23 protein-coding genes and 1 tRNA gene are annotated in these 25,121 nt (G+C 53.3%); 14 read left to right on the forward strand and 10 right to left on the reverse strand.

All coding sequences use genetic code 11. The features are described 5' to 3' along the window. Nucleotides 1-7 precede the first annotated feature (7 nt). Together thrS and infC are read left to right on the forward strand one after the other, a co-directional pair. Complete coding sequence (gene thrS, locus ACTIDN_RS09320; protein ID WP_415508550.1) at nucleotides 8-1,939, forward strand: threonine--tRNA ligase; 1,932 nt, start codon at nucleotides 8-10, stop codon at nucleotides 1,937-1,939. Nucleotides 1,940-2,114: 175 nt separating this feature from the next. Further along, entirely contained in the window at nucleotides 2,115-2,636 is a 522-nt protein-coding gene (gene infC / locus ACTIDN_RS09325; RefSeq protein ID WP_048837672.1) for a translation initiation factor IF-3, read from the forward strand. A 105-nt stretch (nucleotides 2,637-2,741) separates the two neighbouring features. On the opposite strand, the gene ACTIDN_RS09330 is transcribed toward infC, so the two are convergent. From ACTIDN_RS09330 to ACTIDN_RS09350, 5 genes are all read right to left on the reverse strand, one after another. After that, nucleotides 2,742-3,476: an SIMPL domain-containing protein gene (locus tag ACTIDN_RS09330; RefSeq protein WP_441376833.1), complete on the reverse strand. Its 735-nt coding sequence runs from the start codon at nucleotides 3,474-3,476 to the stop codon at nucleotides 2,742-2,744. A 470-nt stretch (nucleotides 3,477-3,946) separates the two neighbouring features. Next, on the reverse strand, nucleotides 3,947-5,329 hold the full coding sequence (locus ACTIDN_RS09335; protein ID WP_415508547.1) for a sensor histidine kinase: 1,383 nt from the start codon (nucleotides 5,327-5,329) through the stop codon (nucleotides 3,947-3,949). A gap of 41 nt (nucleotides 5,330-5,370) precedes the next feature. After that, nucleotides 5,371-6,048 (reverse strand): winged helix-turn-helix domain-containing protein, encoded by a 678-nt coding sequence (locus ACTIDN_RS09340; RefSeq protein ID WP_415508546.1) that lies wholly within the window; start codon nucleotides 6,046-6,048, stop codon nucleotides 5,371-5,373. Nucleotides 6,049-6,119: 71 nt separating this feature from the next. Further along, on the reverse strand, nucleotides 6,120-7,229 hold the full coding sequence (locus tag ACTIDN_RS09345; RefSeq protein WP_415508545.1) for an AI-2E family transporter: 1,110 nt from the start codon (nucleotides 7,227-7,229) through the stop codon (nucleotides 6,120-6,122). 297 nt (nucleotides 7,230-7,526) lie between these two features. Further along, the gene (locus tag ACTIDN_RS09350) at nucleotides 7,527-9,422 is read right to left on the reverse strand and encodes an ABC-F family ATP-binding cassette domain-containing protein (protein WP_415508544.1); all 1,896 of its coding nucleotides are present in this window, start codon (nucleotides 9,420-9,422) and stop codon (nucleotides 7,527-7,529) included. Between the two features lie 135 nt (nucleotides 9,423-9,557). Here ACTIDN_RS09350 and ndk point away from each other — a divergent pair, with 135 nt between their 5' ends. Both ndk and hpnR read left to right on the forward strand, forming a co-directional pair. Next, the gene (ndk, locus tag ACTIDN_RS09355) at nucleotides 9,558-9,980 is read left to right on the forward strand and encodes a nucleoside-diphosphate kinase (RefSeq protein WP_048837679.1); all 423 of its coding nucleotides are present in this window, start codon (nucleotides 9,558-9,560) and stop codon (nucleotides 9,978-9,980) included. 401 nt (nucleotides 9,981-10,381) lie between these two features. Beyond that, on the forward strand, nucleotides 10,382-11,923 hold the full coding sequence (hpnR, locus tag ACTIDN_RS09360) for a hopanoid C-3 methylase HpnR (RefSeq protein WP_441376834.1): 1,542 nt from the start codon (nucleotides 10,382-10,384) through the stop codon (nucleotides 11,921-11,923). Between the two features lie 28 nt (nucleotides 11,924-11,951). Here hpnR and ACTIDN_RS09365 read toward each other — a convergent pair whose 3' ends face one another. Then, nucleotides 11,952-12,851: a LysR family transcriptional regulator gene (locus ACTIDN_RS09365; protein WP_441376835.1), complete on the reverse strand. Its 900-nt coding sequence runs from the start codon at nucleotides 12,849-12,851 to the stop codon at nucleotides 11,952-11,954. A 154-nt stretch (nucleotides 12,852-13,005) separates the two neighbouring features. Between ACTIDN_RS09365 and ACTIDN_RS09370 the strand changes: the two genes are divergently transcribed. Next, nucleotides 13,006-13,779 carry an SDR family oxidoreductase gene (locus ACTIDN_RS09370; RefSeq protein ID WP_441376844.1) on the forward strand — a complete coding sequence of 258 codons (774 nt, stop codon included), beginning with the start codon at nucleotides 13,006-13,008 and terminating at the stop codon, nucleotides 13,777-13,779. A gap of 230 nt (nucleotides 13,780-14,009) precedes the next feature. Beyond that, nucleotides 14,010-14,540, forward strand: coding sequence for a hypothetical protein (locus tag ACTIDN_RS09375; RefSeq protein ID WP_441376836.1), 531 nt, complete (start codon nucleotides 14,010-14,012; stop codon nucleotides 14,538-14,540). A gap of 24 nt (nucleotides 14,541-14,564) precedes the next feature. On the opposite strand, the gene ACTIDN_RS09380 is transcribed toward ACTIDN_RS09375, so the two are convergent. Continuing rightward, on the reverse strand, nucleotides 14,565-15,233 hold the full coding sequence (locus ACTIDN_RS09380) for a hypothetical protein (RefSeq protein WP_441376837.1): 669 nt from the start codon (nucleotides 15,231-15,233) through the stop codon (nucleotides 14,565-14,567). 170 nt (nucleotides 15,234-15,403) lie between these two features. On the opposite strand from ACTIDN_RS09380, the gene ACTIDN_RS09385 reads away from it, so the two are divergent. Then, nucleotides 15,404-15,610, forward strand: coding sequence for a heavy-metal-associated domain-containing protein (locus tag ACTIDN_RS09385; RefSeq protein ID WP_415508539.1), 207 nt, complete (start codon nucleotides 15,404-15,406; stop codon nucleotides 15,608-15,610). A gap of 172 nt (nucleotides 15,611-15,782) precedes the next feature. Continuing rightward, nucleotides 15,783-16,082, forward strand: a complete 300-nt coding sequence (locus ACTIDN_RS09390) for a hypothetical protein (RefSeq protein WP_415508561.1) — start codon at nucleotides 15,783-15,785, stop codon at nucleotides 16,080-16,082. Nucleotides 16,083-16,088: 6 nt separating this feature from the next. Here ACTIDN_RS09390 and ACTIDN_RS09395 read toward each other — a convergent pair whose 3' ends face one another. Next, on the reverse strand, nucleotides 16,089-16,652 hold the full coding sequence (locus tag ACTIDN_RS09395; RefSeq protein WP_181015808.1) for an HNH endonuclease: 564 nt from the start codon (nucleotides 16,650-16,652) through the stop codon (nucleotides 16,089-16,091). A 217-nt stretch (nucleotides 16,653-16,869) separates the two neighbouring features. Here ACTIDN_RS09395 and gluQRS point away from each other — a divergent pair, with 217 nt between their 5' ends. From gluQRS to ACTIDN_RS09415, 4 genes are all read left to right on the forward strand, one after another. Further along, the gene (gluQRS, locus tag ACTIDN_RS09400) at nucleotides 16,870-17,736 is read left to right on the forward strand and encodes a tRNA glutamyl-Q(34) synthetase GluQRS (protein ID WP_441376838.1); all 867 of its coding nucleotides are present in this window, start codon (nucleotides 16,870-16,872) and stop codon (nucleotides 17,734-17,736) included. A gap of 179 nt (nucleotides 17,737-17,915) precedes the next feature. Next, nucleotides 17,916-19,118 (forward strand): pyridoxal phosphate-dependent aminotransferase, encoded by a 1,203-nt coding sequence (locus ACTIDN_RS09405; protein ID WP_441376839.1) that lies wholly within the window; start codon nucleotides 17,916-17,918, stop codon nucleotides 19,116-19,118. Nucleotides 19,119-19,121: 3 nt separating this feature from the next. Beyond that, nucleotides 19,122-20,327, forward strand: coding sequence for a pyridoxal phosphate-dependent aminotransferase (locus ACTIDN_RS09410; RefSeq protein WP_441376840.1), 1,206 nt, complete (start codon nucleotides 19,122-19,124; stop codon nucleotides 20,325-20,327). 269 nt (nucleotides 20,328-20,596) lie between these two features. Then, complete coding sequence (locus tag ACTIDN_RS09415; RefSeq protein WP_441376841.1) at nucleotides 20,597-22,342, forward strand: Hint domain-containing protein; 1,746 nt, start codon at nucleotides 20,597-20,599, stop codon at nucleotides 22,340-22,342. A gap of 9 nt (nucleotides 22,343-22,351) precedes the next feature. On the opposite strand, the gene ACTIDN_RS09420 is transcribed toward ACTIDN_RS09415, so the two are convergent. After that, entirely contained in the window at nucleotides 22,352-22,921 is a 570-nt protein-coding gene (locus ACTIDN_RS09420; RefSeq protein ID WP_415508534.1) for a helix-turn-helix domain-containing protein, read from the reverse strand. 14 nt (nucleotides 22,922-22,935) lie between these two features. Here ACTIDN_RS09420 and ACTIDN_RS09425 point away from each other — a divergent pair, with 14 nt between their 5' ends. Next, nucleotides 22,936-23,862: a DMT family transporter gene (locus tag ACTIDN_RS09425; protein ID WP_441376842.1), complete on the forward strand. Its 927-nt coding sequence runs from the start codon at nucleotides 22,936-22,938 to the stop codon at nucleotides 23,860-23,862. 2 nt (nucleotides 23,863-23,864) lie between these two features. On the opposite strand, the gene ACTIDN_RS09430 is transcribed toward ACTIDN_RS09425, so the two are convergent. Then, a complete protein-coding gene (locus tag ACTIDN_RS09430; RefSeq protein WP_441376843.1) occupies nucleotides 23,865-24,911 on the reverse strand; it encodes an ABC transporter substrate-binding protein in 1,047 nt (348 codons plus the stop codon). Nucleotides 24,912-25,040: 129 nt separating this feature from the next. Between ACTIDN_RS09430 and ACTIDN_RS09435 the strand changes: the two genes are divergently transcribed. Beyond that, nucleotides 25,041-25,116 (forward strand) — tRNA-Asn (locus ACTIDN_RS09435). Nucleotides 25,117-25,121 lie beyond the last annotated feature (5 nt).

Genomic DNA, 25,121 nt, shown 5'->3' on the forward strand with positions numbered 1-25,121 from the left:
TTCTTCCATGCCCGCCATTACCTTGCCTGACGGATCCGTTCGTAGTTTTGACGGGCCGGTTACGGGCACGACCATCGCCCAGTCTATTGGGCCGGGGTTGGCCAAGGCGGCGCTTGCCATGGAAGTAGATGGCAAACAGCGCGACATCAGCTACGCCATTGCGGACGATGCCTCCGTGCGGTTCATTACCCGCAAAGACCCTGAAGCGCTGGAAATGATCCGTCATGACGCAGCGCATGTTCTGGCGGAAGCCGTGCAGTCCCTGTTCCCTGGAACACAGGTGACCATTGGGCCGTCCATTGAAAATGGCTTTTACTATGACTTCTACCGCAATCAGCCGTTCACCCCGGATGATTTTGAAGCCATTGAAAAACGAATGAAAGAGATTGTGGCCAATGCGGAGCCCTTCGTACGGGAAGCGTGGCCACGCGACAAAGCCATCGCCTTTTTTGAAGAAAAGGGAGAGCGCTTCAAGGCTGAGCTGATCCGTGACCTGCCGGACAGCGAAGAAATCTCCATTTATCGTCAGGGTGAGTGGCTGGATCTGTGTCGTGGGCCGCACTTGCGGAATACGAAGGATGTTGGGACCGCCTTTAAATTGATGAAGGTAGCCGGTGCTTACTGGCGTGGTGACCACCGCAACCCCATGCTGACACGTATTTACGGCACCGCATGGCGCGACCAGAAAGAATTGGACGCCCACCTGCACCAGCTTGAGGAAGCAGAGCGCCGCGACCACCGCCGTATTGGCCGGGAAATGGACCTGTTCCATTTTCAGGAAGAAGCCGTTGGCCAGATTTTCTGGCACCATAAAGGCTGGCGTTTATACACGGCGTTGCAGGATTATATGCGCCGTGCCCAGACCCGCCACGGCTATCAGGAAGTACGCACCCCGCAACTGGTGGACCGTGGCCTGTGGGAAGCTTCCGGCCATTGGGATAAATACCGTCACCACATGTTTGTGGCGACCATTGAGGATGAGGATAAGACCCTCGCTCTCAAACCCATGAACTGCCCTTGCCATGTGCAGATCTTCCGCCATGGCCTCCGCTCTTACCGTGAACTGCCGTTGCGTATGGCTGAATTTGGTGCGTGCCACCGGTACGAACCATCAGGTGCTTTACATGGTCTGATGCGCGTGCGTGGCTTTACGCAGGATGATGCGCATATCTTCTGCACAGAAGACCAGATTGCCGATGAAACCGTGCAGTTCGTCCGTATGCTGCACGAAGTGTATAAAGACCTCGGCTTTGAGCACGTGCGCGTCAAATTTGCTGACCGTCCGGAGCAGCGTGCCGGGAGCGATGCTGTCTGGGACAAGGCCGAAAGCGCTTTGAAGCAGGCCTGCGAAGTGGCGGGCGTAACGTATGAATATAACCCCGGTGAAGGTGCCTTCTATGGCCCCAAACTGGAATTTGTGCTGCGTGATGCCATTGGCCGTGACTGGCAGTGTGGCACCCTACAGGTTGACCTTGTGCTGCCGGAACGACTCGATGCCAGCTATATTGGCGAAGACTCAGCCCGTCATCGCCCGGTCATGCTGCATCGCGCCATTCTTGGTTCGTTCGAGCGTTTCCTTGGTATCTTGATCGAGCAGCATGCTGGCCGCTTCCCGCTTTGGCTGGCACCTGTTCAGGTTGTTGTGGCATCTATTGTCAGTGACGCCGCACCGTATGCAGAGGAAGTAGCGGCTGCACTGAAGGCTGCTGGCCTTGCTGCTGAAGCTGATACCCGTAACGACAAGATTAACGCCAAGATTCGTGAGCACAGTGTGGCGCGCGTACCGGTAATTCTGGTGGTTGGGCGCCGTGAAGCGGAGGAACGGACTGTTGCCGCCCGCCGCTTGGGCAGTCAGGCACAGGAAATGTTGGGCTTTGATGACGTTGTGGCGCAACTCACCGCAGAAGCGACTCCGCCGGATCTGCGTAAAAAAGCGTAAATTGTGTGTGCAGCATTCCCAACAGGGCTGCGTTACGGTGTTTTATCCCTAACGCCGCTTGATAAACGGGCAGGAATTGCGCACATAATAAGGTATGAGGGCAGGCACCTCTTTAAATGAGGTGCCTTACCTATTTTGAAATGTACGACAGGAGCTGACCATAGCCAGACCCCCTATTCCCGCGCCGCCCACCCGCGAGGGACCACGTGTTAATGAAGAAATCCGTGTACCGCAGGTTCGTCTGATTGACGAAAACGGCGAGATGGCCGGTGTATTGACCACCCGCGATGCGCTGGCGCGCGCTTACGGTGTTGGGCTTGACCTTCTTGAAATCAGCCCGAACGCTGAACCCCCCGTTGCCAAGATTCTGGACTACGGGAAGTTCAAGTACGAGCAGCAGAAGAAGCGAAACGAAGCTCGTAAAAAGCAGAAAGTTATTGAAATCAAGGAAGTCAAAGTTCGTCCGAATATCGACGAAAATGACTACCAGGTTAAAATGCGCTCTGTGAAAAGCTTCATCAATGATGGCGACAAGGTGAAAGTCACGCTGCGTTTTCGTGGTCGTGAAATGGCGCATCAGGAACTGGGTATTAAGGTTCTTGAGCGTGTCCGCACCGAGATGGAAGAGCTTGCCAAGGTTGAGCAGATGCCTCGCCTTGAAAACCGTCAGATGATCATGGTGCTCGCACCACGGTAATATGACTAAGACACACTGCTTTTATAGAAAGCGGTGTGTCAGGTTTCAAAAAACCCCTGTGCATATAGTGCACAGGGGTTTTTTGTTGGACAGTTTATGTGCGCCTTAGGGTGCAAGGAGCGCTGTGCCAGAAACGGATGCGGAAACAGTTTGGGTTTCTGCCGTGCTTGAAGGGGCTGGGGCGCTATCCATACTGCGGGCAGCCATGGCGGCCATAAAGATAGGGCGTGGAAAAGGCTGGCCAGAAATTGAGACATGCGTGAACCGCACAACGTGAAGGCCAAGGGCTGCTGCTAGAGTATCAGCCTGTTTCTTCAAATCTACCACGGCAGCTTTTTCTGCTTCAAGCTGAAGCGCCTTTTCCTTATCTGCGGATAAAGACCAGTCTAACCCTTGTAGCAGCAAGCCGCTTGCCTGTAGCTGTCCGGTAAGGGGCAGCAGGCTTTGGCCATCCGGAGCTGTAAAGGTCAAATTCTGGCTGGCAGACCAGGCGTTGTGTTTACCTTTCTCATCATTAAGTTCCGAGACGGAGTAATGCAGCACGGCATACTTCACCCCTTCAGCCTGTTTTGCCTGCTCAGTGGCTTTGTGCACTAAGGTGTTCACCGCCTGCTGCGCTGCAGCAGCACTATTGCTGCGGCTTTCAGCACTGAAACTGGCTGTGAGCTGGTCCGGGGCTGCCTGCACACTCCCTTTACCGGTCAGATCAAGCTTGGTGTAATTCCCCTCATTCTGAGGGGCTTCTGCGTGTGCGGTGAGGTTAAAAGGCAGGGCAACAGCCAGCAGGCCTAATGCATAGGCGACAGAACCAACAAGTTTGGCACGGAGGGAAGGAGTCATGGAGTTTCGGTCCTTTTCAAAGCAACCAATGCGCGGCGCAACCGTACAATACCAGCACGCATCATGCCTTTCCGGCACAAGGCTGTGCCTTCATTGCGCATTTGCACAATTAGGGGAGACAGGTTCTCGCTTTGATAGCTGTCTATTGTCTGAATGAGGGTACCACAGAATACTCGACTCTCAGAAGTAATGACAATTGGCTTTGCCCGCAGTTTGGGGGGCAGAGAACACGTCTGCCATCCATGTGCGGCGGGGGAGGGGGCGCTGTCGTATAGGATGTCCGTTCCATGAAAGCCGATAAGGCGATGTTCCCGGCAATCAAAGCAATAGCGACGGGGATGGAGTGTCTCATGTCGATATTTTAACGAGTGTGAAATGGCTTTTTGAAGGCTGCCTTTGTTCACAATTAAGACGCAATTATTTAAATGTAGTAAATATTTAAGAATAAAATATTGGAAAGTTCTTAGTTTTCAGGGGGTTCTAACAGAAATTGGTGTGTCTATAGTCACAATAAGTCCAGGGTTTCCTGCTGATAATTTAAGAATACCTCCATGTAACTGTACGATAGCTTGCACAAGAGCAAGCCCCAGACCGGCTCCCGAGGTGTGGCGTGCCTGTTCAGCCCGGAAAAAGCGCTCTGTTGCACGTGCCATATCTTCTGGCGTCATGCCGGGACCTTGGTCCTCAACAGTGAGAATCATATGGTCCGGCCCTGTTTTGGGGCCGGTAGGCGGTGGGACGATTTTTACCGTGATAGTAATTTGCGCATGAGGCGGCGAAAATTTGATGGCGTTATCCAGCAGATTAGCCAAAGCCTGCTGATACATGGCCCGGTCCCCAACACAAGGGAGCGTTTCAGGCATTGTATGCACCAAGGTCAGACCTTGATCCTCTATCACGGCATCATAGAGCTCTATCACATCCCGCAACGCCACGATGAAGTCAAAGGGAGCAAAGGCGGAGCGGCGAGCGCCTGCCTCAATTTGGGCAATACGGAGCAGGGCCGCGCAAATATCAGTCAGATGGTCCAGATTACGGATTGTCTGGTCTATGGCTTCGTGCAGTTCTTCCGGGCTTTTTGCCTGATTTGCGGCTTCTTCCAGCTGGTTGCGAGCACGGGTAATAGGGGTTCGCAGGTCGTGGGCAATGCTGTTTGAGACTTGCTTGACCCCATCCATCAGGCGGGCAATGCGGTCCAGCATTTCGTTAATGGTGTAGGCAACCTCATCCATTTCCTTATCCAGCCCCAGAACGGGCAGGCGGCGGGTCATGTCACCTTGTGTGATGGCCTGTGTTGTTTTGCTAATAGACGCAATAATAAGGCGCAGTAGTCTGCGTGTCAGCCACCCACCACCTGCGGCTAGAACAGAGACCATGACGAAGGTCCAGAGCAGTCCTTCGGTAAGCATACGGGAGAGCTGGGTTCGCCCGCTCATGTCCCGCCCTATCAGCAGCCGGTCGCCATCGGGCATATTAAAGGCTTTCACCTTTGCCATGTTTTCCGTGTCTATGCGGTTGACATCTAGGGTGTACCAGCGCCCGGCGTGGCGCACGATAGCGGGCCACCCTTCCAGGTTGCCTGCTATCCATTCATTTTGTGAAGACACCAGCAGGTAGATGGCATTGTCATCCACATCCTGCTCAAGCCGTTCATTAATCAGGCTGACAACGCCTGAATGGCCTTTAACGGCAAAAGTACTGAAAATGCTATGAGCATCCGCCGTAATGGAGTGCTCCGTCTGACGCTCCAGAAGTCCTACCGTGCCCCACCAGACAAACGAGAGGAACACAACAGCGGAGACAACAAACAGAACGCCGTAGGCCAGAGCAAATTGCAGGGTAATGGACTGCAATTTGCTCCTTATTTTTGTAAAAAAAGCGGGAAGGCCCGTGATCATTCCTGAAGGATATACCCTGCGTTGCGGATAGTATGCACTAAAGGACGACCAAAGGGTTTGTCTATTTTCTGCCGCAGGCGGGAGACATGTACGTCAATCACGTTTGTCTGTGGGTCAAAATGATAATCCCACACGCCTTCCAGCAGCATGGTACGTGTTACAACCTGACCAGCGTGGCGCATCAAAAACTCTAGCAGGCGAAATTCACGCGGTTGCAAATCAATGCGCTGCCCTGCGCGTTTAACCCCGCGGGAGAGCAGGTCAATTTCCAGATCCCCGACCGTCAGACGGGTTTGGGGCTGAATTTCGTTCCGGTTGCGTCTGACAAGCGCATCAATACGGGCTTGCAATTCACTGAAGGAGAATGGCTTGGCAACATAGTCATCCGCCCCGGCCTTTAGCCCCGATACCTTTTCATCCACATCAGACAAGGCAGAAAGGAGCAGAACGGGTGTCAGGTTGCCATGCTTGCGGAGCGTTTCCAGAATGTGAAGGCCGTCAACGCCGCCGGGTAGCATCCGGTCCAGAATAACAATTTCGAACTTTTCGCTGATAGCAAGAGCGAGGCCGTCCTTTCCATTGTCAACCTGTTCTACCAGATGTCCGGCCTCAGAGAGGCCTTTGGCAACAAAATTCCTAACGGTCTGATCGTCTTCTACAAGCAGAATGCGCATTCTATAAACTCGGGCTACATGTGGATTACCAAAATATTACGGTGTTCCTACCGAGATGTCACGGTGAAGTTTTATACACGTTCGTCATCTTCGAGTTGAGGAGTCAGCCCATCGAAGATGGCAAGAAGGGCCGCCGTGATGGGGGATGCAAATATAAGGCCGGGAAAACCAAGAATAGCGCCAAACAATGTTTGGGAGAGGATGGTAATGGCTGGTGGCATTTGCACAGCATGACGCTGAATGATGGGCGCCATAACATTCCCCTCGAAAAACTGGATTACACTATAGAGTGCAGCCACCATGATCGTTTCTCGTGTACCGAGCGACAGGGCGAGCAAAAGGGCTGGCACCGCCCCCATAATAGCCCCGATATAAGGGATAAAATTACAAAGCCCGGCCAGCACACCAAGAGCGAGCGCCAGCGGAACCCCAATAAACCAGAGCCCAAGGCCAGACAGTACCCCGACCACCAACATGTCCAGTGCCTGTCCTGCAACCCATGACCAGAGTGTGTGCCCCGCACGGAGCATGAGAGCCCGTGCGCGTTTACGCTGCGTAACCGGAACCAACCGGAGCGCACCGTTCGCGTAAAGGGAGGGAGACATGGCGAAATAGAGACCGGCGATAAGAACAACAACAATTGTCCCCACAATGCCGAAGGCAGAGCCAACAATACCCGTCATGGACCCGGCAATGTGTGACCCTAGAGAAGCCAGACTATTACCGCCCCCCTGATGGCCCCCGAGGGAAGAGGGAAGATAGTTGAGGATCATCTGCCCGGTCGGGCTGCCTTCCAGCGTGGCACGGAGCTGTTTTTCCTGCTGGCCCAAGGCATCCTGCAGGCGGGAGGCTTCGTTCACGATAGCTGGGCCGCTGCCCCATACGAGCAGCACGACGGCTAAGATCAGCCCAAGTGTGACGGCGGAAAGAGCCCAGCCGTAGCGGAGGTGTAAGTGTTTTACGAGTATGCGGGAGAGCCCGTGCAGCACCACAGCAAAAAGGGTTGCGGCAAACACAACTGTCAGCACATCCCCCAGTAGCCAGACAACAAGTGCCATAACAGCCAGTGTGACGGTAAGGCGCAGAATATGGGTTATGCTACCCAGCCATTCAGCTGGGGAGGCATCAGACGTGTGGATGGCAAGAGAATCCTCGGAAGAGGGAGATGGCTCAGGCGTCATGTATAGAACACTCGTTGGTCAGGATTTGTGCGGTAAGGAGGCGCAGAATGCACGCAAAGGTGCATAACGTCTGCATAAATTTTCCGGAGTTTGTAACGGATGAAAGTTACAGAAGTTTTTAGGAAAATCTGAAAATCTCACAAATAAAACAGTAAAGTGGCGCGGTGTCTGGTGTAAATTCATAACCACAGCGTGTGTGAGCACTTTTGTTAGTAAAAATAAACGCCGCATCTGGCGGAAAAGTTACCAGAAATACGGCGTTTTTTGACGAGGCTTATAGCCGGTTATAGCCCAAAACTACTCGTCAGCCGCTTGTGCGCTTTCCAGTTCTGCTTCGGCTTCAAGCCATGTTTCTTCCAACTCTGCCTGAGTTTTGCCTATTGCAGCCATGCGTGTGTTCAGACGCGTGACATCCTCGGTCTTGCCGTTGGTGTAGAGGTCCGGGTCTGCCAGCTTGGCTTCAATTGTGGCACGTTCGGCGGCCAGTTTGGCTAGCTTGGCCTCAGCATCCTTGATGATTTTGCGCAAAGGAGCCTGAGCTTTACGGGCCTCGGCACGATCACGGCGGTCATCTTTGCGGCTTTGCTGGGGAGTATCGTCCTGTTTGGCGGATCGGTTAGCGGATCGGCTTTGCTCAATCAGCCAGCTTCTATATTCCGCCATGTCGCCTTCAAAGGGCGTGACCTTGCCATCCGCCACCAGCCATAGGCGGTCCGCTACCAGTTCAACCAGATGGGGGTCATGACTGATAAGCAGCACAGCCCCTTCAAAGTCAGACAAAGCGCGAACAAGTGCGTCTCTGGCATCAAGGTCCAGATGGTTGGTGGGTTCGTCCAGAATGAGCATTTGCGGCGCATCCCGTGTGGCGAGCGCCAGAAGCAGGCGGGCTTTTTCACCGCCCGACAAATCCCGTACCGGCGTTTCTGCCCGTTCGGCATCCAGCCCAAACCGGGCAAGCTGGGCACGCACCACAGGCGGCAGTGCTTTAGGGAGCGCACGGCTCATATGGTCAACTGGTGTGTCATTCAACACCAGTTCTTCCGCCTGATGCTGGGCAAAATAACCAATTCTGAGCCGAGGGTTGCGCTCCATGAGGCCTGACAAAGGCTCAAGGCGGCCCGCAATCAGTTTTGCCAGAGTGGATTTCCCGTTACCATTTGCCCCCAGCAGAGCAATCCGGTCTTCCATGTCCAGACGGAGGGAGATGTTGGAGAGCACGGGTTGCCCGCCATACCCAACGCTCACCTTGTTCATGGTCAGCATAGGGGGGGGCAGTTGCTCTGGTTCGGGAAAAGCAAAGCGTGTCGGGGTATCTTCGACCACGGCCTCAATAACAGGTAGCTTTTCAAGGGCTTTAATACGGGCCTGTGCCTGCTTGGCTTTAGTAGCCTTCGCCCGGAAACGGTCTACAAAAGACTGCATATGCGCCCGCTGCGCCGCAATTTTTTCGGCCTGCCGTGCTTGTTGCAGCATGTGCTCGGTACGGATTCGTACAAAATTTTCATAACCGCCGGGGGTCAGAGTCAGTTTGCCACGGTCCAGATGGGCAATAGCGTCCACGCACGAATCCAGCAGACCCCGATCATGGCTGACAATCAGGGCTGCGCCGGCGAATCGGGTAAGCCATCCTTCAAGCCAGAGAGTTGCCTCAAGGTCGAGATGGTTGGTGGGCTCATCCAGCAGCAGCAGGTCAGGTTCAAGAAACAGAGCAGTGGCGAGGGAGACGCGCATCCGCCAGCCGCCGGAAAAGTCTGAAACCGAGCGGCGCTGAGCTTCCGCACTAAACCCGAGCCCTGCCAGTACGGAGGCTGCGCGGGACGGGGCACTTTCTGCCCCAATGGCGCGCAGGCGTTCATGAATTTCGCCAATACGGGCAGGGTCCGTTGCGGTTTCTGCCTCTGCTAACAGGGCCGTACGCTCTGTATCGCCTGATAAAACGGTCTCAATCAGGGAGGCTCCGTCAGCAGGGGCTTCCTGCTTGACGCGGGCCATCCGGGCGCGGGAGGACAGGCGGATTTCCCCCCCATCCGGGCTGATATCCCCCGCAATGGCCGCCAGCAGGGTGGACTTGCCCGCCCCATTGCGGCCAATCAGCCCGACCTTACGCCCCGGTTCAACGGAGAGGTCAGCCTGATTGAGCAGGGTGCGGCCTGCAATGCGTAAGGTGAGGTCGGAGAGGGTGAGGAGACTCAACGCAATGCCTTCAATTTAAGTGCAACAAGACTTTCATGAGGGAAGTACCTACCAGCCCGCGAGAATATGCTCTAGAGGAACACGCTGAAAGGCCATCTTTATCAGGTGGCTGAACGCTAGAGAGGAGACCTTACCATGGCTACAGAACGTACTCTTTCCATCATCAAACCCGATGCAACGCGTCGTAACCTGACCGGCAAGATCAACGCTGTGTTTGAAGATGCAGGCCTGAAGATTGTTGCCCAGAAGCGCGTACAGCTGACCCCGGCTCAGGCTGGTGCTTTCTACGCAGTGCATAAAGAACGCCCTTTCTACAACGATCTGGTGTCCTTCATGATTTCTGGTCCAGTTGTGCTGCAGGTTCTGGAAGGTGAAAACGCCGTTGCCAAGAACCGTGACGTGATGGGCGCTACCGACCCCAAAAAGGCCGAAGCACACACCATCCGCGCTCAGTTTGCTGAAAGCATTGAAGCAAACTCCGTGCACGGTTCTGACAGCGCAGAAAACGCTGCCAACGAAATCCGCTTCTTCTTCGCGGAAACCGAAATTCTCGGTTGAGAATAACGGTTAGGCAGACTTGCTTCTAACGTTTACGCGTTAAGGTAAGTGCGCCAACAAAACAGGCCGGTCAGGGCATTGGCAGGGATTTGTAACCTGACAATGCATCTGCGGGCCTGTTTTCGTTTAAACAAGACCCGCACATAACTGTTATAAAATCTGTCTGGACCTGCATGACAGGTTTGCCCGGCTTGTGGCGTAAGCCCTGTTTTTCCCCGAACTCAATGTTTTATAAAGGTTTTAAGCCTACTCTGTTGCAGCCGTCTCTATGGCGCATGGGAGATGGTAGGCTGTCAGCATGTTCTATGGCAGCAAGAGTTTATAGCGTGCGTCACATGATTTTCTGAAACAATGGCGTGGGTCACTAACAGAATGACCTGTGTCATATGGAAAGGAATGGCATGAAAGTCCTCGCAGTTCACCCTAGTGCTCTTATGTATACCCGCGTGTTTCTCAAACTGGAGCCGTTGGGTCTGGAACTGGTGGCTGGCGCTGCGCGAAATGCCGGGCATGACGTGCAGATTATAGATCTGCAAGCTGAGACACATAAAGATTACTGGGCGCTGATGAAAGAGTTCAAACCGGATGCAGTCTGTTTTTCCGGCAGCTATCTGGCCAACGTGCCGGAAATTATAGATTTATGCCGGGCTACGCGCCTGCATTATCCTAATGTGTTTCAGTTTATTGGGGGCCATTCGGTCTCCTTTATTGCGCGGGATGTTCTGGCTCTTTCAGAAGGGGCGGTGGACTGCATTCTGAAAGGTGAGGGGGATGCCACAATCGGCCTGTTGCTGGATGCCGTGGAGAACAAACAGGATATTTTGACGGTACCCGGCGTTGTGACAATGGATGGGGAAGGGCCGCCCCCTATCTTTGTAAAATCACTGGATGACATCCGCCCAGCGCGTGACCTGCTGCGTAACCGGCATAAATACTTCATTGGAACGTTGGACCCGGCAGCTTCCATTGAGTTTGCGCGTGGCTGCCCGTGGGACTGTACCTTCTGTTCCGCCTGGACGTTTTATGGGCGCTCTTACCGCACTGCCAGCCCAAGCGTTATTGCAGATGAACTGGAAGACATTAAAGAACCGGGCATTTTTATTGTGGATGATGTGGCCTTTGTGCATGAAGAGCACGGCATGGCCATTGCAAACGAAATCAAAAAACGCGGCATTAAAAAAGAATATTACCTTGAAACGCGGGCCGATGTGCTGTTGCGTAACAAAGAGGTTTTTAAAGTCTGGAGTGAGATAGGGCTTTCCTACATTTTCATTGGGCTAGAAGCTGTTGACGAAGAAGGGCTGAAGCAGTTTCGGAAACGTGTTTCTTTGGACAAGAATTTTGAGGCCCTTGAGTATGCGCGCTCACTTGGGTTGATTGTGGCCATCAATATTATTGCCGACCCTTCGTGGGACCGTGCCCGGTTTGAAGCCGTGCGCCAGTGGTGTTTGGAAATACCGGAAATTGTGAATATTTCAGTCACAACGCCGTATCCGGGAACGGAAATCTGGCACAAGGAGGCACGTCGCCTGACCACGCGGGATTACCGTTTGTTTGATATCCAACATGCTGTGTTGCCAACCAAACTGCCATTGCCAGAGTTTTATGAAGAACTGGTCAAAACACAGCAGGTACTGAACACAAAGCATATGGGCTGGCAGGCCCTGAAAGATACCGCAGGCATTGCTGGCCATCTTCTTTTGAAAGGCCAGACCAATTTTGTGAAAATGTTGTGGAAATTCAACTCGGTCTTTAATCCCAAGTTGCAGCTTGCTGACCATATGCGCCGCGCCCGGTACCTGATGCCCATTCAACCGGATGCCGTGGAGAAGATGGACCGTAAGGACTTGTATGTGCATGGTCCCGGCGGCCGTAAAACTCGTGCACTGGATACAGAGACTGAAAATTTTGTGGATGCAACCCGCATGGGAGCGGATGCTTAAAACGTGGAAGGCGGCAGGGTTCTGCCGCTTACTGAATAGCTTTCTCCAAAATGGGTGTGAGCCATTCCATGAAAACCTGAAGCCTGCGGGAGAGATGTTTGCGGTGCGGGTAAAGTAGGGTCATGGGCATGGGTTCTGCGTTCCAATGAGGCATGACCTTTATAAGCTCGCCTGTGGCCAAATGGTTTTTGACATCATAAGCCGGAATTTGAATAAGCCCCAAACCGGCCAGACAACAGGCAATTGAGGCCTCAGCACTATTGACAGTTATGCGACCGCTGACAGGCGTTGTTTGCACAATCGTGTTTTCTACCCACTCCCAGTCTTCCACCCGGCCAGATGTAGGGGAGGCATAGCGCACAATGTGGTGCTGCCCTAGTTCATCCGGGTGGGTGGGCGTGCCGTAGCGGTGCAGGTAGTCGGGACTGGCAACGTTGATAAGCGGTAGCGTGCCAATCCTACGGCCAATCAGGCCGGAATTTTGCAATGGCCCAACCCGCAACACACAGTCCACCCCGCCTTCAACCAGATTTATGGCCCGGTCTGTCATGCCTAATTCTATTTCAATACCCGGATAGCGCTGCAGAAACTCGGGAAGGGCGGGGGCAATAACCAAACGGCCAATGCGCTCTGGTACATTGACGCGCACTATACCCTGCGGGCTGACTGTATCCTGCCGGAATAGGGACTCCACATCCTCAACATCCGCAATCAGCCGGAGGCAGTGCTCATAAAAGGCAGCACCATCTGGTGTAACCGAAACCGAGCGTGTGGTCCGTGCCAGTAGTCGTGTTCCTACACGCGTTTCCAGTTCCTGAATGGCAGTGGAAATGGTTGAGCGCGGCATCTTCAGCAAATCAGCAGCGCGTGTGAAGCTTTCAGTTTCCACAACGCGTGTGAAGATACGAAAGAGGTCAATGCGGTCCAAAAAGAGCTTCCGTTTTCCGTGTCAGATAAGTTTGTTCGTATTTTACGACATATCTTGTCAGGAGTAAGTGCTTTATAAAGATATTATGACCGATACTCTACTGGAACAGATGGCGTGGCAGGCACGTTCTGATCGTAACAGGGGAGGCCGCAACATGGTCGATCACAGCATTAAAGGGAAAACCGTTCTCATTGCCGGGGGTGCCAAAAACCTTGGCGGCCTGATAGCACGAGATCTGGCAGCGGCAGGGGCCAAAGCCATTGCCATTCACTATAACAGTGAGGCCTCCAAACCCGAGGCCAATAAAACACTGGCTGACCTGAAAGCTCTGGGCGCAGAGGCGGTGGCGTTTCAGGCAGACTTAACAACAGCAGCAGCCAACGCGGCTTTGTTTGCCCAGACAATTGCTGCGATAGGTAAGCCCGATATTGCCATTAATACCGTTGGCAAGGTGCTCAAAAAACCTATCAGCGAGACATCTGAAGATGAGTTTGATTCCATGTTCGCGGTCAATACAAAAGCAGCATACTTCTTTATTAAGGAAGCAGGTCTGCATTTGACCGACAATGGCAAGCTGGTAACGCTTGTTACGTCATTATTGGGTGCTTACACGCCGTTTTATTCTACCTATGCCGGCTCTAAGGCTGCGGTAGAGCATTTTACACGCGCGGCTTCCAAGGAATTTGGTGCGCGTGGCATATCAGTAAATGCTATTGGGCCCGGCCCAATGGATACAGCCTTCTTTTATGGTCAGGAAGCGCCAGATGCTGTGGCGTATCATAAAACGGCAGCTGCCCTTTCTGCGTTCAGCAAAACTGGCCTGACTGATATTGAAGACATAGCACCTTTCGTGCGCTTTCTGGTCACGGACGGATGGTGGATGACGGGCCAGACTATTCTGGTCAATGGTGGTTATACGACCAAATAGCTATTTCACAGGAACAGGATTTTTTTCGGTCCTGTTCCTACTGAGCCTGAGTAAAATTTCATGCAGGCTGGTAGTTTTTGTAAAATTCCGCGTGGACTATGGGTTAGACTAGCTACCTTATCAGAATAAGCCAGCGTGACATGATCCATCGCATCATACTCAGTCTCCTTATTTTACTTATATCCTTGCCGGTTCATGCTGCGCCTCGTTGCACAACGGTGGAGAGTCTGGTGGCAAAGGGACGTGTGCAGGCACTTTCTCCAGAACCCACTGCTCTGGGTCTGACGCTTATGGGCACAGGCCTACGCATTGCAGCAGCTTACAGTCTTGCCTGGCCACAGCAATGCGCCGTTGTTGTGCAAAAAGTGGCGTATGGCTGGGGTATAACCGACCATAGCGTTGCGGTGATGGTGACCGCAGGACGGCTTTTTGCCAGAAAAATGAAAATACCGCCGTCTTTGCCTGAGGAGGGAACGCCGCCACGTTTGCCTGACGCAGTCTTTTCCGGGGCGGTATCCGTGGTCTCTGGCCAGTGGCGGGCTGGCGTTTGGCGCTATGCTGATGGACATTCGGTTGTTGCGGTTTATCATCCCAAAAGCATTGCTGTGCCTAAGCAAATTTTTCAATCTGCTGTGCCAATTCTAGGTCTGTCCTATCTTCCGGCACCGGATACGCGGGGTGGTGCGTATACTATCTGGCAGAAGCTACCAGATAAGAGCTATCGCGTGATCATGATGAACTGGACGGAAGAGGGGCTTTAGCTGTGTTTTTAGCACAGACAAGGCTTAGCCTGCCTTAGGATCTGGCGGCGCAAAGCGTAGAAGGTCCGCCGTATAGGTTTCTATAACCGCACTGAATGGTGTGCCATCCATCTGTCGTAAAACAGCCTGATGCCGGAAGAGGAATGGGGGAATTTCCAGCAAGGCCTCATTTTCTTCAGGCATAGGGGGTGCTTCCCACCCTTCTGGTAACGGCGTCCATAATGGCTCGGTGGCAATAGGATGGCGGGTGAAACCCAGTTGGGCTGCAATACGACCAAACGGAATATCTGTCGTCTCAAGGTCTCTATTCATGTTGGGGGGCAAAAGGTTGGCGCGGTACCAGTTGTCTGCCTGTGACAGTACGTTTGCGCCACACATCAGCCTGACATGTCGGTATCGGAGTAGGTGGTGGGCCTCAGAGAGCGGCACGTTCAGATGGTCACACAGGTGCGGTGGGCAGGGGCGGATGGTGTCCGGGGTACGCTCAGCGCGAATGGTGGGGTCTGTTGCCAGGGCATGGTGGCGGCTCCAGTCTTCCAAGGTTCTGGTGGCGCTTTCCGTTACGAGCAGGGCATGGTCCAACTGGTTAATAAGAGTTGCCAGCATACGCCTGTGCTGCATCGTATTCCGCCATAACAGCGGTGCTTTACCGGTCGGCTTTTCTGGTGTGAGGGAAGAAGGTGTGTCCTGCATAGCGTTAGCATAGCGGGTGTTGTGGCATCTGCCGAGAGGCCCTTCCGGCGCACTGTGTGGTAACTGTGAAGGTCACTGTTTATGACCAAATGTGACAGGAGCGCTTTAGATCTGTGCATAAGTGCGATATGCTATGCGCTCTGTTTTAGTGACGAAGGGATTTGGTATTCATGGCGACGGCCAGCTTTATTGTTGAAGGCATGTCTTGCGAAGGCTGCGTATCGGCTATCCGGCGTGCTTTGGCTGCTGTTGATGGCGTGCAAAGCACGGAGGTCAACCTGACCAGCGGTGAGGTCAAGATTGAGTATGACCCTCAGCGCGCGGGTACCTCATCTTTGCAAAATGCCATTCGTGGCGCAGGATATGATGTCAGCTAAGACGGCTTTTGTCGGTCTGGTAGGGTAAGGCACGGGGCTATGCGATGGGCACGGGGGCGATGTGCTGGCGCATCCTCTATGCTGCCCTGCATGATCGTGGCACAATGGCAGCGCATATCGTGCCGGGCCTCAGCCCGTTTTTCTGTTCCAGTTAAAGGTTAGGTTGGGGAAGATGCGCGCACAACGAGTGCTTGGCCTTGGGGCTATGCTGGTGGGGCTAATAGTTGTGAGTGGCTGCTCCCCTGAAATTGGGCGCGTTCCCCTGACAGATACAGATGTATCCTGCCTGCGTAAGCAGCAGAAAGGCCCTATGTTTCTGAGCTTCCCGTTGGCCGCCAACACCTGCCAACGTATGAGTAATCATAATTTCATTCTGGGTGAAAAAGATGCTCACCCTCTACCTCTGGATCTCAAGGGGGCGCCGGACCTGCAAAAGCAGGCGGAAGATTACGGGTATAGCTATACCAAATAAGGTGGGTCAGCTTTCCAGTTCTGTGTCCCAATATAGATAATCGCGCCAGCTTTCATGCAGATAATTGGGCGGAAAGGCGCGCCCGTTTTCCTGCAAATGCCAGGAGGTGGGGCGCTCGGGCTGGGTGCGTGGCACCATGCCAATGCGGTGCGGTAGGTGCGGCCCCTTACGTAAATTGCAGGCACCACAGGCCGTCACTACGTTTTCCCACGTGGTGCGGCCGCCTTTGCAACGGGGTATGACGTGGTCGAACGTCAGGTCGTGAGTGGGAAAATGCTGCCCACAATACTGACAGGAAAAGTTATCACGCAAAAAGACATTAAAGCGGGTAAAGGCTGGTTTGCGGGCTGAGGGTATATAATCTTTGAGAGCAATGACGCTAGGCAGGCGGAACGTGCGCTGTGGAGAATGAACCTCCGCATCATATTCGCTCAACACGGAAACACGATCCAGACAAACGGCTTTGATAGTGTCCTGCCATGACCAAAGAGACAATGGAAAGTAGGAGAGCGGACGGAAATCCGCATTCAAAACCAGTGCCGGAAAGTTCAGCATACTGCCGTCAGCCAAGGCGTGCCTCCTTGTTTTCTCAGGGGCGCACCATCTACACGGGCGTTAAAACTCTGAACGGAACGCCTGCGGTTAGTGCGTCGTCGAGATCAATACTTGAGAGAAGTATTGCAGATTACCAGAAGACGGGCAAGAATAGGGGTAAGTATTTCATAAAACAGTATTATTTCTTTATCCGTCTATTGGCCCACTGTGTTCGGGCAGCATAAGGGAGGGAATGTGCCATATGTGGGTCACGCGTTTTGCACCGAGTCCAACAGGGTACTTGCATTTAGGGCACGTTGCATCCGCAGTGGCGGGGTGGAGATACGCCCGGCCTGATGGTCAGTGGCTCGTTCGAATAGAGGATATAGACCCCCAGCGCTGCAAACCTTCGTACGCAGAGGCACTTTTGGAAGATCTGGCGTGGCTTGGCTTGAAGTCTGATGGGCCGGTTTTGTACCAATCCGCCCGCATGGCGCACTACGCGCATACAGTGCAAAAATTGACAGATATGGGGCTTATTTATCCCTGCTTTTGCACGCGGTCCGATATTTTGCGGGATAATGCAGACATGTTTTCTGCTCCCCATGCGGCTCCTGATGGCAGTCTGCTTTATCCCGGCACATGCAGGCATATGGCACCGGCACAGCGGCAAGACTGGCTAGCAGCAGGTCGGCCGCATGTCCTTCGGCTGGATATGGGAAAAGCCGTTCTTTTAGCTTCAACTCAGAAAAAAGAACCACTTCACTATCATGACCTCCAGCGGGGGAGGGTCATTTGTCAGCCGGAGTTGTTTGGAGATGTTGTGCTGGCACGGCGGGATGTTCCGGCCTCCTATCATCTCTGCGTGACACATGATGACGCCGCGCAGGGCATAACCCTTGTGACTCGCGGTGACGATTTACGGCCTGCAACAGACCTACATTGCCTTTTGCAGGCGCTTATGGACTGGCCTACGCCCCATTATGCTTTTCATGCCTTGTTATGTGGCGCAGATGGCAAGCGTTTAGCCAAGCGAGACGGTGCCAAGGCTGTGCGGGCCATGCGGGATGCAGGCATGAGCCCTGAAGCGGTGCGTTTGGCAGCGGGGTTTGACGCCTGACCCGTCAGGAATATGCTAAATATCTTGTAAATTGATCAAAAATTACGTTTGGACTGTTCCGCCACGGCATGAAGCGTTTTAGTGTGCGTCCGGAGCGGTCGCATCGTGTCTTTTTCTGCCCGCTTTGGTTGCCAAGACAACCTTCATGCAAACACTGAAGTCAGGAAGTGTGGAACGTAATGAGCATTGTCGCTGACCGTCTGAACAGAATCAGCCCAAGCCAGACGATTGTTATTTCTACCAAAGCCCGTGCGCTAAAAGCCGCAGGCCGGAATATCATTAGCCTTTCAGCAGGTGAGCCAGATTTCCGCACACCAGACAACATTGCCGATGCGGCCATTAAGGCCATTAAAAACGGCCAGACCCGCTATACGGATGTGGCAGGCACGCCAGAGTTGCGTAAAGCCGTGGCAGAACGCTTCCGTCTGGATAGCGGGCTGGATTATACGCCAGAGGAAGTTATTGTCTCCACTGGGGGCAAGCAGGTCATTTATAATGCCATGACCGCCACCCTGAACCCGGGTGATGAGGCCATTATTCCGGCACCATGCTGGGTGTCCTATCCTGACATTGTGACACTGGCGGAAGGCACTCCTGTTATCGTGCCCTGCAAACGCGAAAATGGCTTTAAGCTGACAGCGCAGGAACTGGAAGCTGCCATTACACCGCGCACCAAATGGCTTTTCCTGAACTCACCCTGTAACCCAACAGGTGCCGCCTATTCAGCAGAAGACCTACGCCCGCTGTGTGATGTGCTGTTGCGCCATCCGCATGTCTGGGTCTTTACAGACGATATTTATGCCAAACTGGTTTACGATGGTTTCCGCCCGGCAACCTTTGTGGAAGTTGAACCCCGACTGCGCCCACGCACCGTAACCATGAATGGTGTTTCCAAGGCCTATGCCATGACCGGTTGGCGCATTGGGTATTCTGCTTCTCCGGTTGAACTGACCAAAGCAATGAACAAGTTGCAGGGGCAGTCTACATCCAACCCCTGTTCCATTGCACAGGCAGCCGCCGTGGAGGCCCTGACAGGCCCGCAGGACTTTATTGCAGAAATGGTCAGCACATATCAGGGCCGTCGGGACCTCGTACTGTCCATGCTCAATCAGGCACCCGGCTTGCAGTGCGATAAGCCAGAAGGGGCGTTTTACGTCTTTCCGTCCGTTGAAAAATGTCTGGGCAAAACATCTGCTGGGGGTTTTGCTATTACGACAGACGAAGATTTCGTGACTGCCCTTCTGGAAGAGGAAGGCGTTGCCGCCGTTCATGGCTCTGCCTTTATGTATCCGGGCTATATGCGTATTTCTTACGCAACGGATACGGAAAGTCTGCGGGAAGCCTGCACCCGTATTCAGCGTTTCTGTGCCGGGTTGCAGTAATTTATGGCTCGGTCTTTCGCTCATCGGCTTGCAGGGCTTCCTGCTCCCGCCACCATAGAAATGGCGCGTCGTGCCCGTATGTTACGGGCAGAGGGCAGGCCTGTTATCTCCCTTGCATTGGGAGAGCCGGATTTTCCCACGCCCGCTGCCGTTATTGACGCTGCCAATAAGGCGGCGTTGGCGGGACAGACCAAATATCCACCCGTCGATGGTACGCCAGCCTTGAAAGAGGCCGTGGCACGCAAGTTCCTGCGTGATAACGGCCTGAGCTATGCCGCTGATGAGATTATGGTTTCCAATGGTGGCAAGCAGGTTATTTTCAACGCGTTTATGGCCACCCTCAATGAGGGTGACGAGGTTGTGGTACCCACGCCCTACTGGGTCAGTTATCCGTTAATTGCCCGTATGTTTGGGGGTGTCCCTGTTTATGCACCTTGCCGGGAAGAAGACGGCTTCCGCCTTAATGCGCAGGTGTTGGTACAGGCCATTACGCCACGCACACGGTGGGTGGTTTTAAACTTTCCCAATAACCCAACAGGCGCAGTGTGCTCAAAAGCGGATATTGAAGCGGTTGCTGAGGTGTTGCGGCAGCATCCGGATGTTTGGATTTTATCCGACGAAATTTACGAACATCTTGTGTTTGACGGGGCGCAGGCGTTTTCCATAGCCGCGGTGGCGCCAGATTTAAAAGAGCGCACCATTACACTGAATGGTGTCTCCAAAGCTTACGCCATGACCGGCTGGCGTGTCGGGTTTGCCGGTGGCCCGAAGGATCTGATTGCCGCCATGCGTGGTGTACAGGGGAACGCAACATCTGGGGTGTGCAGTATTGCGCAGGCCGCAGCTGCGGCAGCTCTGGATGGCCCAACGGATCTGGTGCGGGATATGGCCCAAACCTATAGCCGCCGCCGGAAAATGGTTGTGGAGGCGTTGCGTGCCATACCCGGCCTGACCTGTGCAATGCCGGAGGGAGCCTTCTATGCGTATCCCGGCATTGCTGGCTGTCTTGGGCAAACAACAGCCGGTGGTACGCGGATTGAAACTGACCACGATTTTGCTGTGGCGTTTCTGGAAGAAGAAGGCGTGGCAACAGTGCCAGGTTCCGCCTTTGGCCTCTCCCCCTATCTCCGGCTGTCCTGTGCAACAAGCGATATGGTTTTACAGCAGGCTTGCGCCAGCTTGGCACGGTTCATACAGAATCTCCGCTAAGCAAAAAGAGACTTTGGGAAGCATGGCTAAGATATTAGTCATGCTTTTTTTGTGCCCAGAGCGAAAGGGCGGGTGTATCTTCCTTAGATGCGACGCAATAACATCTGGAAATTACGGAATTATTAGGTAAGCATGTCCTTATGTTTATGTTTGTAAAATAAGGCAAAAAAGTAAAAGTTTCAGAAAATCTATAACTAAAAATTAAGATTTGGCAGATAGCTTTTGTTGTGTTTCACAAAACATATACAAACTCAGGGAAGCCTGAAGCCATGCCAGTTGAGCTTGATATTCAGGGCGTTACGTCAGGAAACGCCAGTTTTGGAAAAGATATTTCGCAAACGAAAATTAAAACTATTTCTTCCGGTCAAAAGCAGGCGGATGCTTCGTGCTCGCGTGGCGGGCAGGCGTCTCCTACAGCACAAGTTTATCAAAGTGTGCGGAATGGCGTGAATGTCACCGTTGTTGCTGGTGGTGTCATGACTTTTGGACCAGGCGGTAATGCCTTGCTAATTGGCTTATCTTCGGCCCTTTACGTTGAATCGGGTGCAGGCGTTAGTCATGCTGTCGTAAAATGCGGGGAAAGCCTGATGATAGAAGAAGGCGGAACCATACAGGACGTCCTGACCTTAGAAGAAGGTTCACAGGCTGTTGTACCCGCAACGGCAGGAGGCGTTATTCAACTTTGCGGTGCTGAAAATTCTGGTTTGACTTTAACAGGCAATAAAAAATCAAGTTTATTGATAAAAGGTTTTCTGGGTAATGAGAGTCATGACAGTATTACACTGTCAGATATCAGAACAGCCGATGTTACAAGCGTACACTATTCAGGCGTTGATCATGTAAAGTTGAATTTTATGAATGGTCAGAGCTTTGACTTGGCCATTGCAGGCATAGAGCAGCTTGACCCCAAAAAACAACACGGAAAGATGGCCAATTATATCAAGCCAGTGTGCTTTCTGGCTGGAACTCTGTTGCGTACGCCAAAAGGAGAAATACCCATAGAAGTGCTGACTCAGGGCGATGAAATCAGCATCTATGATGTTTCTGGAAATACATGGACTATACGTAAGATTATGTGGTCTGGCAGTGTGCGCGCGCAGGTCAGTAAAGATCTGCCCGACGATGAAGCAGGCTACCCTGTTCGTATTTTGAAAAATGCTCTGGCTGATGGTGTGCCGTATAAAGATATGCTGGTGACGGCAGATCATTCTCTGTTTTTTGAGACAATATTTGTGCCCGTCAGAATGTTGGTAAATGGGCATTCAATTTTTTATGACAGGACATTTAACGCTTACACCTATTACCATGTTGAAACGGAAAAGCATTCTGTCATCATGGCAGATGGCGCTCTGACAGAAAGTTTTCTGGACACAGAAAGCCAGCGCCTTTTTTATGAGACGACAGATGTCGTCAAGCTGCGTTGCGGTCAGCAGACATGGGAGCGTGACGGCGCTGCACCACGTGTAACAGAGCGTTGCGTGGTGGAACCTATTTATCATCGGCTTGCGGAGCGTGCACAAGCGAAGCAATTTCCGAGCCAAATACAGAATTTCGATATAACCTTTGATCCAGACTTGTCTTTGCAGACAGACCGCGGGCAGACGATTACTGTTGCCCGCAAGGTTGGCAGCAGTGTCATGTTCATGCTTCCTGCTGACGTACGGAGCGTAAGACTATGTTCGCGCACCAGCAGGAAATCTGACAGCATCGGGCCATTTGTTGATGACCGGCGGGAGTGGGGCGTTCTTGTAGGGGAAATAGCGCTTCTGGACACAACACGTTCCACTCCGGTCAAGACTCATCTCACAACTGTAGAGCTTGATGGCTGGGCAGATCTGGATAGCACGGAGGGCCGATGGACGAGAGGCAGCGCGGTTCTGCCTCTTCAGCACCATGCGACAAGAGGGTTCATGATCTTGTCTGTAAAAATTTTGGCTGCCGGACCTTATGCTCTTCTGGCTCCAGTTGAAGAGGAAAAGTCTGGTCGTCTAAGCGTTGCTCCGTTTGCTGCTTAGGCGTGTTTTTCAAGAGGATACAGACCGTAAAAAGCGCAAAACACAGTTTCCTGCATTGGTGTAGCTGTAGTTTTGCGCACTACTGTAAATGGTGAAGTCGTTAGCCTGAACGGTCTGACGTTCCGTATCAAAGTCGAGCTGGAGCGTCCCTTCAAGCACAAAGATCATCTCGTGCCAGCCTTCAGGGTCGGGGTCTGCCTTGTAATGCTCCCCAACATCAAGTGACCAGATCCAAAGCTGGGTGTCCTGTCTGGCGGGGGCGGCCCCTAGCAGGGTGGCTTGGCTCAAGGCACTTTTGCCACGCCACATAACATCTTCCAGCCTCCGGCTTTCCCGCTCCGGGTTGCTGACCAGCTTGAGGAAGGTTGTATCAAGCGCTTCTGCCAGCCGGTCCAGACTTCCCAGACTGATATTGGCATGCCCCGATTCCAGATTAACAATCATGCGACGGCTAATGCCGGACGCGATGGCCAGAGCTTCCTGGCTAAGGCCTGCTTCCTTACGTAAATGGCGCAAATTTGTGCCGACATGCGCCAGAACATCAGAACGGGGGGCTTGATTGTGCATTATAGTGCTCATATACGCTAAAACCTATGACCCATACCACATCATCTCACACCCGGTCTCGTAGCGGTCTCTCGCGGCAAGAGCTGATTCTCATCGGCATTACCGTGCTGTGGGGTGGAACATTCCTCATCATTCATAACAGTATGCAGCATACCGGGCCGCTGTTTTTTGTGGGAGTGCGGTTTATTACAGCAGGGCTTATGTCTGCCGTGCTGTTTCGCAATGCTCTGGCGGGGCTTACCAAGCATGAGCTGAAGGCAGGTCTATGTATCGGGGTATCCGTGTTCATGGGGTACAGCCTGCAGACATTGGGCCTGAAGACCATTCCCAGCACCCAATCCGCCTTTATTACGGCATTGTATGTGCCCATTGTTCCGCTGTTACAATGGGGCGTGCTGAAACGCAGGCCGCACGCCATGAGTTGGGTTGGCATTGCGCTCGCCTTTATTGGGCTTATCTTATTAACCGACCCCAAGGCGGTTGCAACAATTGGGTTTAGTGTCGGGGAAATAGCAACTCTGCTGGGTGCTTTGTCCATTGCGGCAGAAGTTATTTTGATCAGCCGCTTCGCCATCAGTGTGGATAGCCGCCGCATTACCGTGGTGCAGTTGATGGTGGCCGGTATTCTGGCTTTGCTGGCCATGCCGGTTACGGGCGAACATATGCCGGTCTTTTCATGGAGTTGGGCAGGACCAGCCATAGGACTTGGTGCCATGAGCGCTATTATTCAATTTGCCATGAACTGGGCGCAAAAAACCATTTCTGCCACGCGGGCTACCGTTATTTATGCGGGTGAGCCGGTGTGGGCTGGTGTGTTCGGGCGTATGGCTGGAGAATATTTGCCATTGCAGGCTTTGGTGGGAGCAGCCCTAATTCTGATAGGGGTGTTGGCCAGTGAATTACGCCTGCCTGCCCGGCGGAAACCGGAAGGGGCGGCAAGCGCCAAGAGCTAGACTTATCCCCGCAGTACGTTGCGGGTGTAGCGGTGCGCCATATCCGCAGCGCTTTCTTCACTGGGTAGCAGGCCAATGAGCTGTAGTTCATCATAGTACTGGGCAATTTGTTCGCGCAGGGGGTGGCCTGTTACAGGGTGGATAGGCGGTTCGCTGCTGAGCATGTCCTGCACTCCTGTTGAGTTCATGCCTGCTGTAGCGTCCGCTATCAGGGTGGCGGCTTCGTTCCGGTGCGCATTGGCCCAACGGGCGGCATCCCGCAAAGCCAGTGTCATGGCTGTGGCGGCGTCCGGGTCTGCGGCCAGTTTGTTGCTGGATACCCCTAAAATCATATTTGTGCGGTCTGCATAATGACCGGTGTTACTGCTCACAAGTTCGGTAAAGAGCCCGTTTGATGTGCCAAGCAGTTGCCAGGCAAAGGGGTCATGGGTGGCTATTGCGTCAATGGTTTTGGCAGCGGCCGCTGTTATCATGTCTTCGGCAGGCATGGGCCGCCATGTAATGCCGTCCATGGCGTTAATGCCCTTGCGCCGCATCATGATGGCAAAAAATAGTTTGTCGGCAATGTTCTGGTCTGGAATGGCAATGGTGCGGCCAAGTAACTGGTCAAGCCGGGTAATGCCAGCACCGCGCCGGACCAGAAGCCGAAACACACCCGGCTGAATGCCCAAAATCAGGTTGGCTTCCAGACCATCATGCAGTTTTGGCAGCCATGACAGTGCAGGCGCTACGGCAAAATCTGCCACGCCATTAGCAAGGGCTGCCAGCGCACCGGACCCGTTAAGTGGGGCCGAGGTAATGTCAACGTCCAGACTATATTGTGTGAAAAAATCTTTCTGGTAGGCCACGGCCAGCACAGGGGCGCTGGAGGCATCAGGCCATGCCAGTTTGATCTGCCTGTATTGGCCATCTGGCTGCCTGCGCGGCGGGCGTGGGTGCCGTAGGACCTGATACGCACCAACACCGCCAGCCACGGCCAGACCAGCAAGGCTGCTGAGAAGAACCGTGCGACGTGATGTAGGGCTGGTAGAGGGTCCGTGCGTGCTCATGGGTCTGTTCTACACACTGTTGAGCCGGGTGTCGCCAGCCGGGAAAAGACATGCCGCAAAAAAATGAAAAAAAAGGAAAAAAGGGGGTTTACGAGTGCCGGGGAGTGCGGCTATACGATGCCTCGCTGGTCCCGAATAGCTCAGTTGGTAGAGCAAGCGACTGTTAATCGCTGGGTCGTAGGTTCGAGTCCTACTTCGGGAGCCAGCCTT

The organism is Acetobacter sp., assembly GCF_052102375.1.
Lineage (GTDB): Bacteria > Pseudomonadota > Alphaproteobacteria > Acetobacterales > Acetobacteraceae > Acetobacter.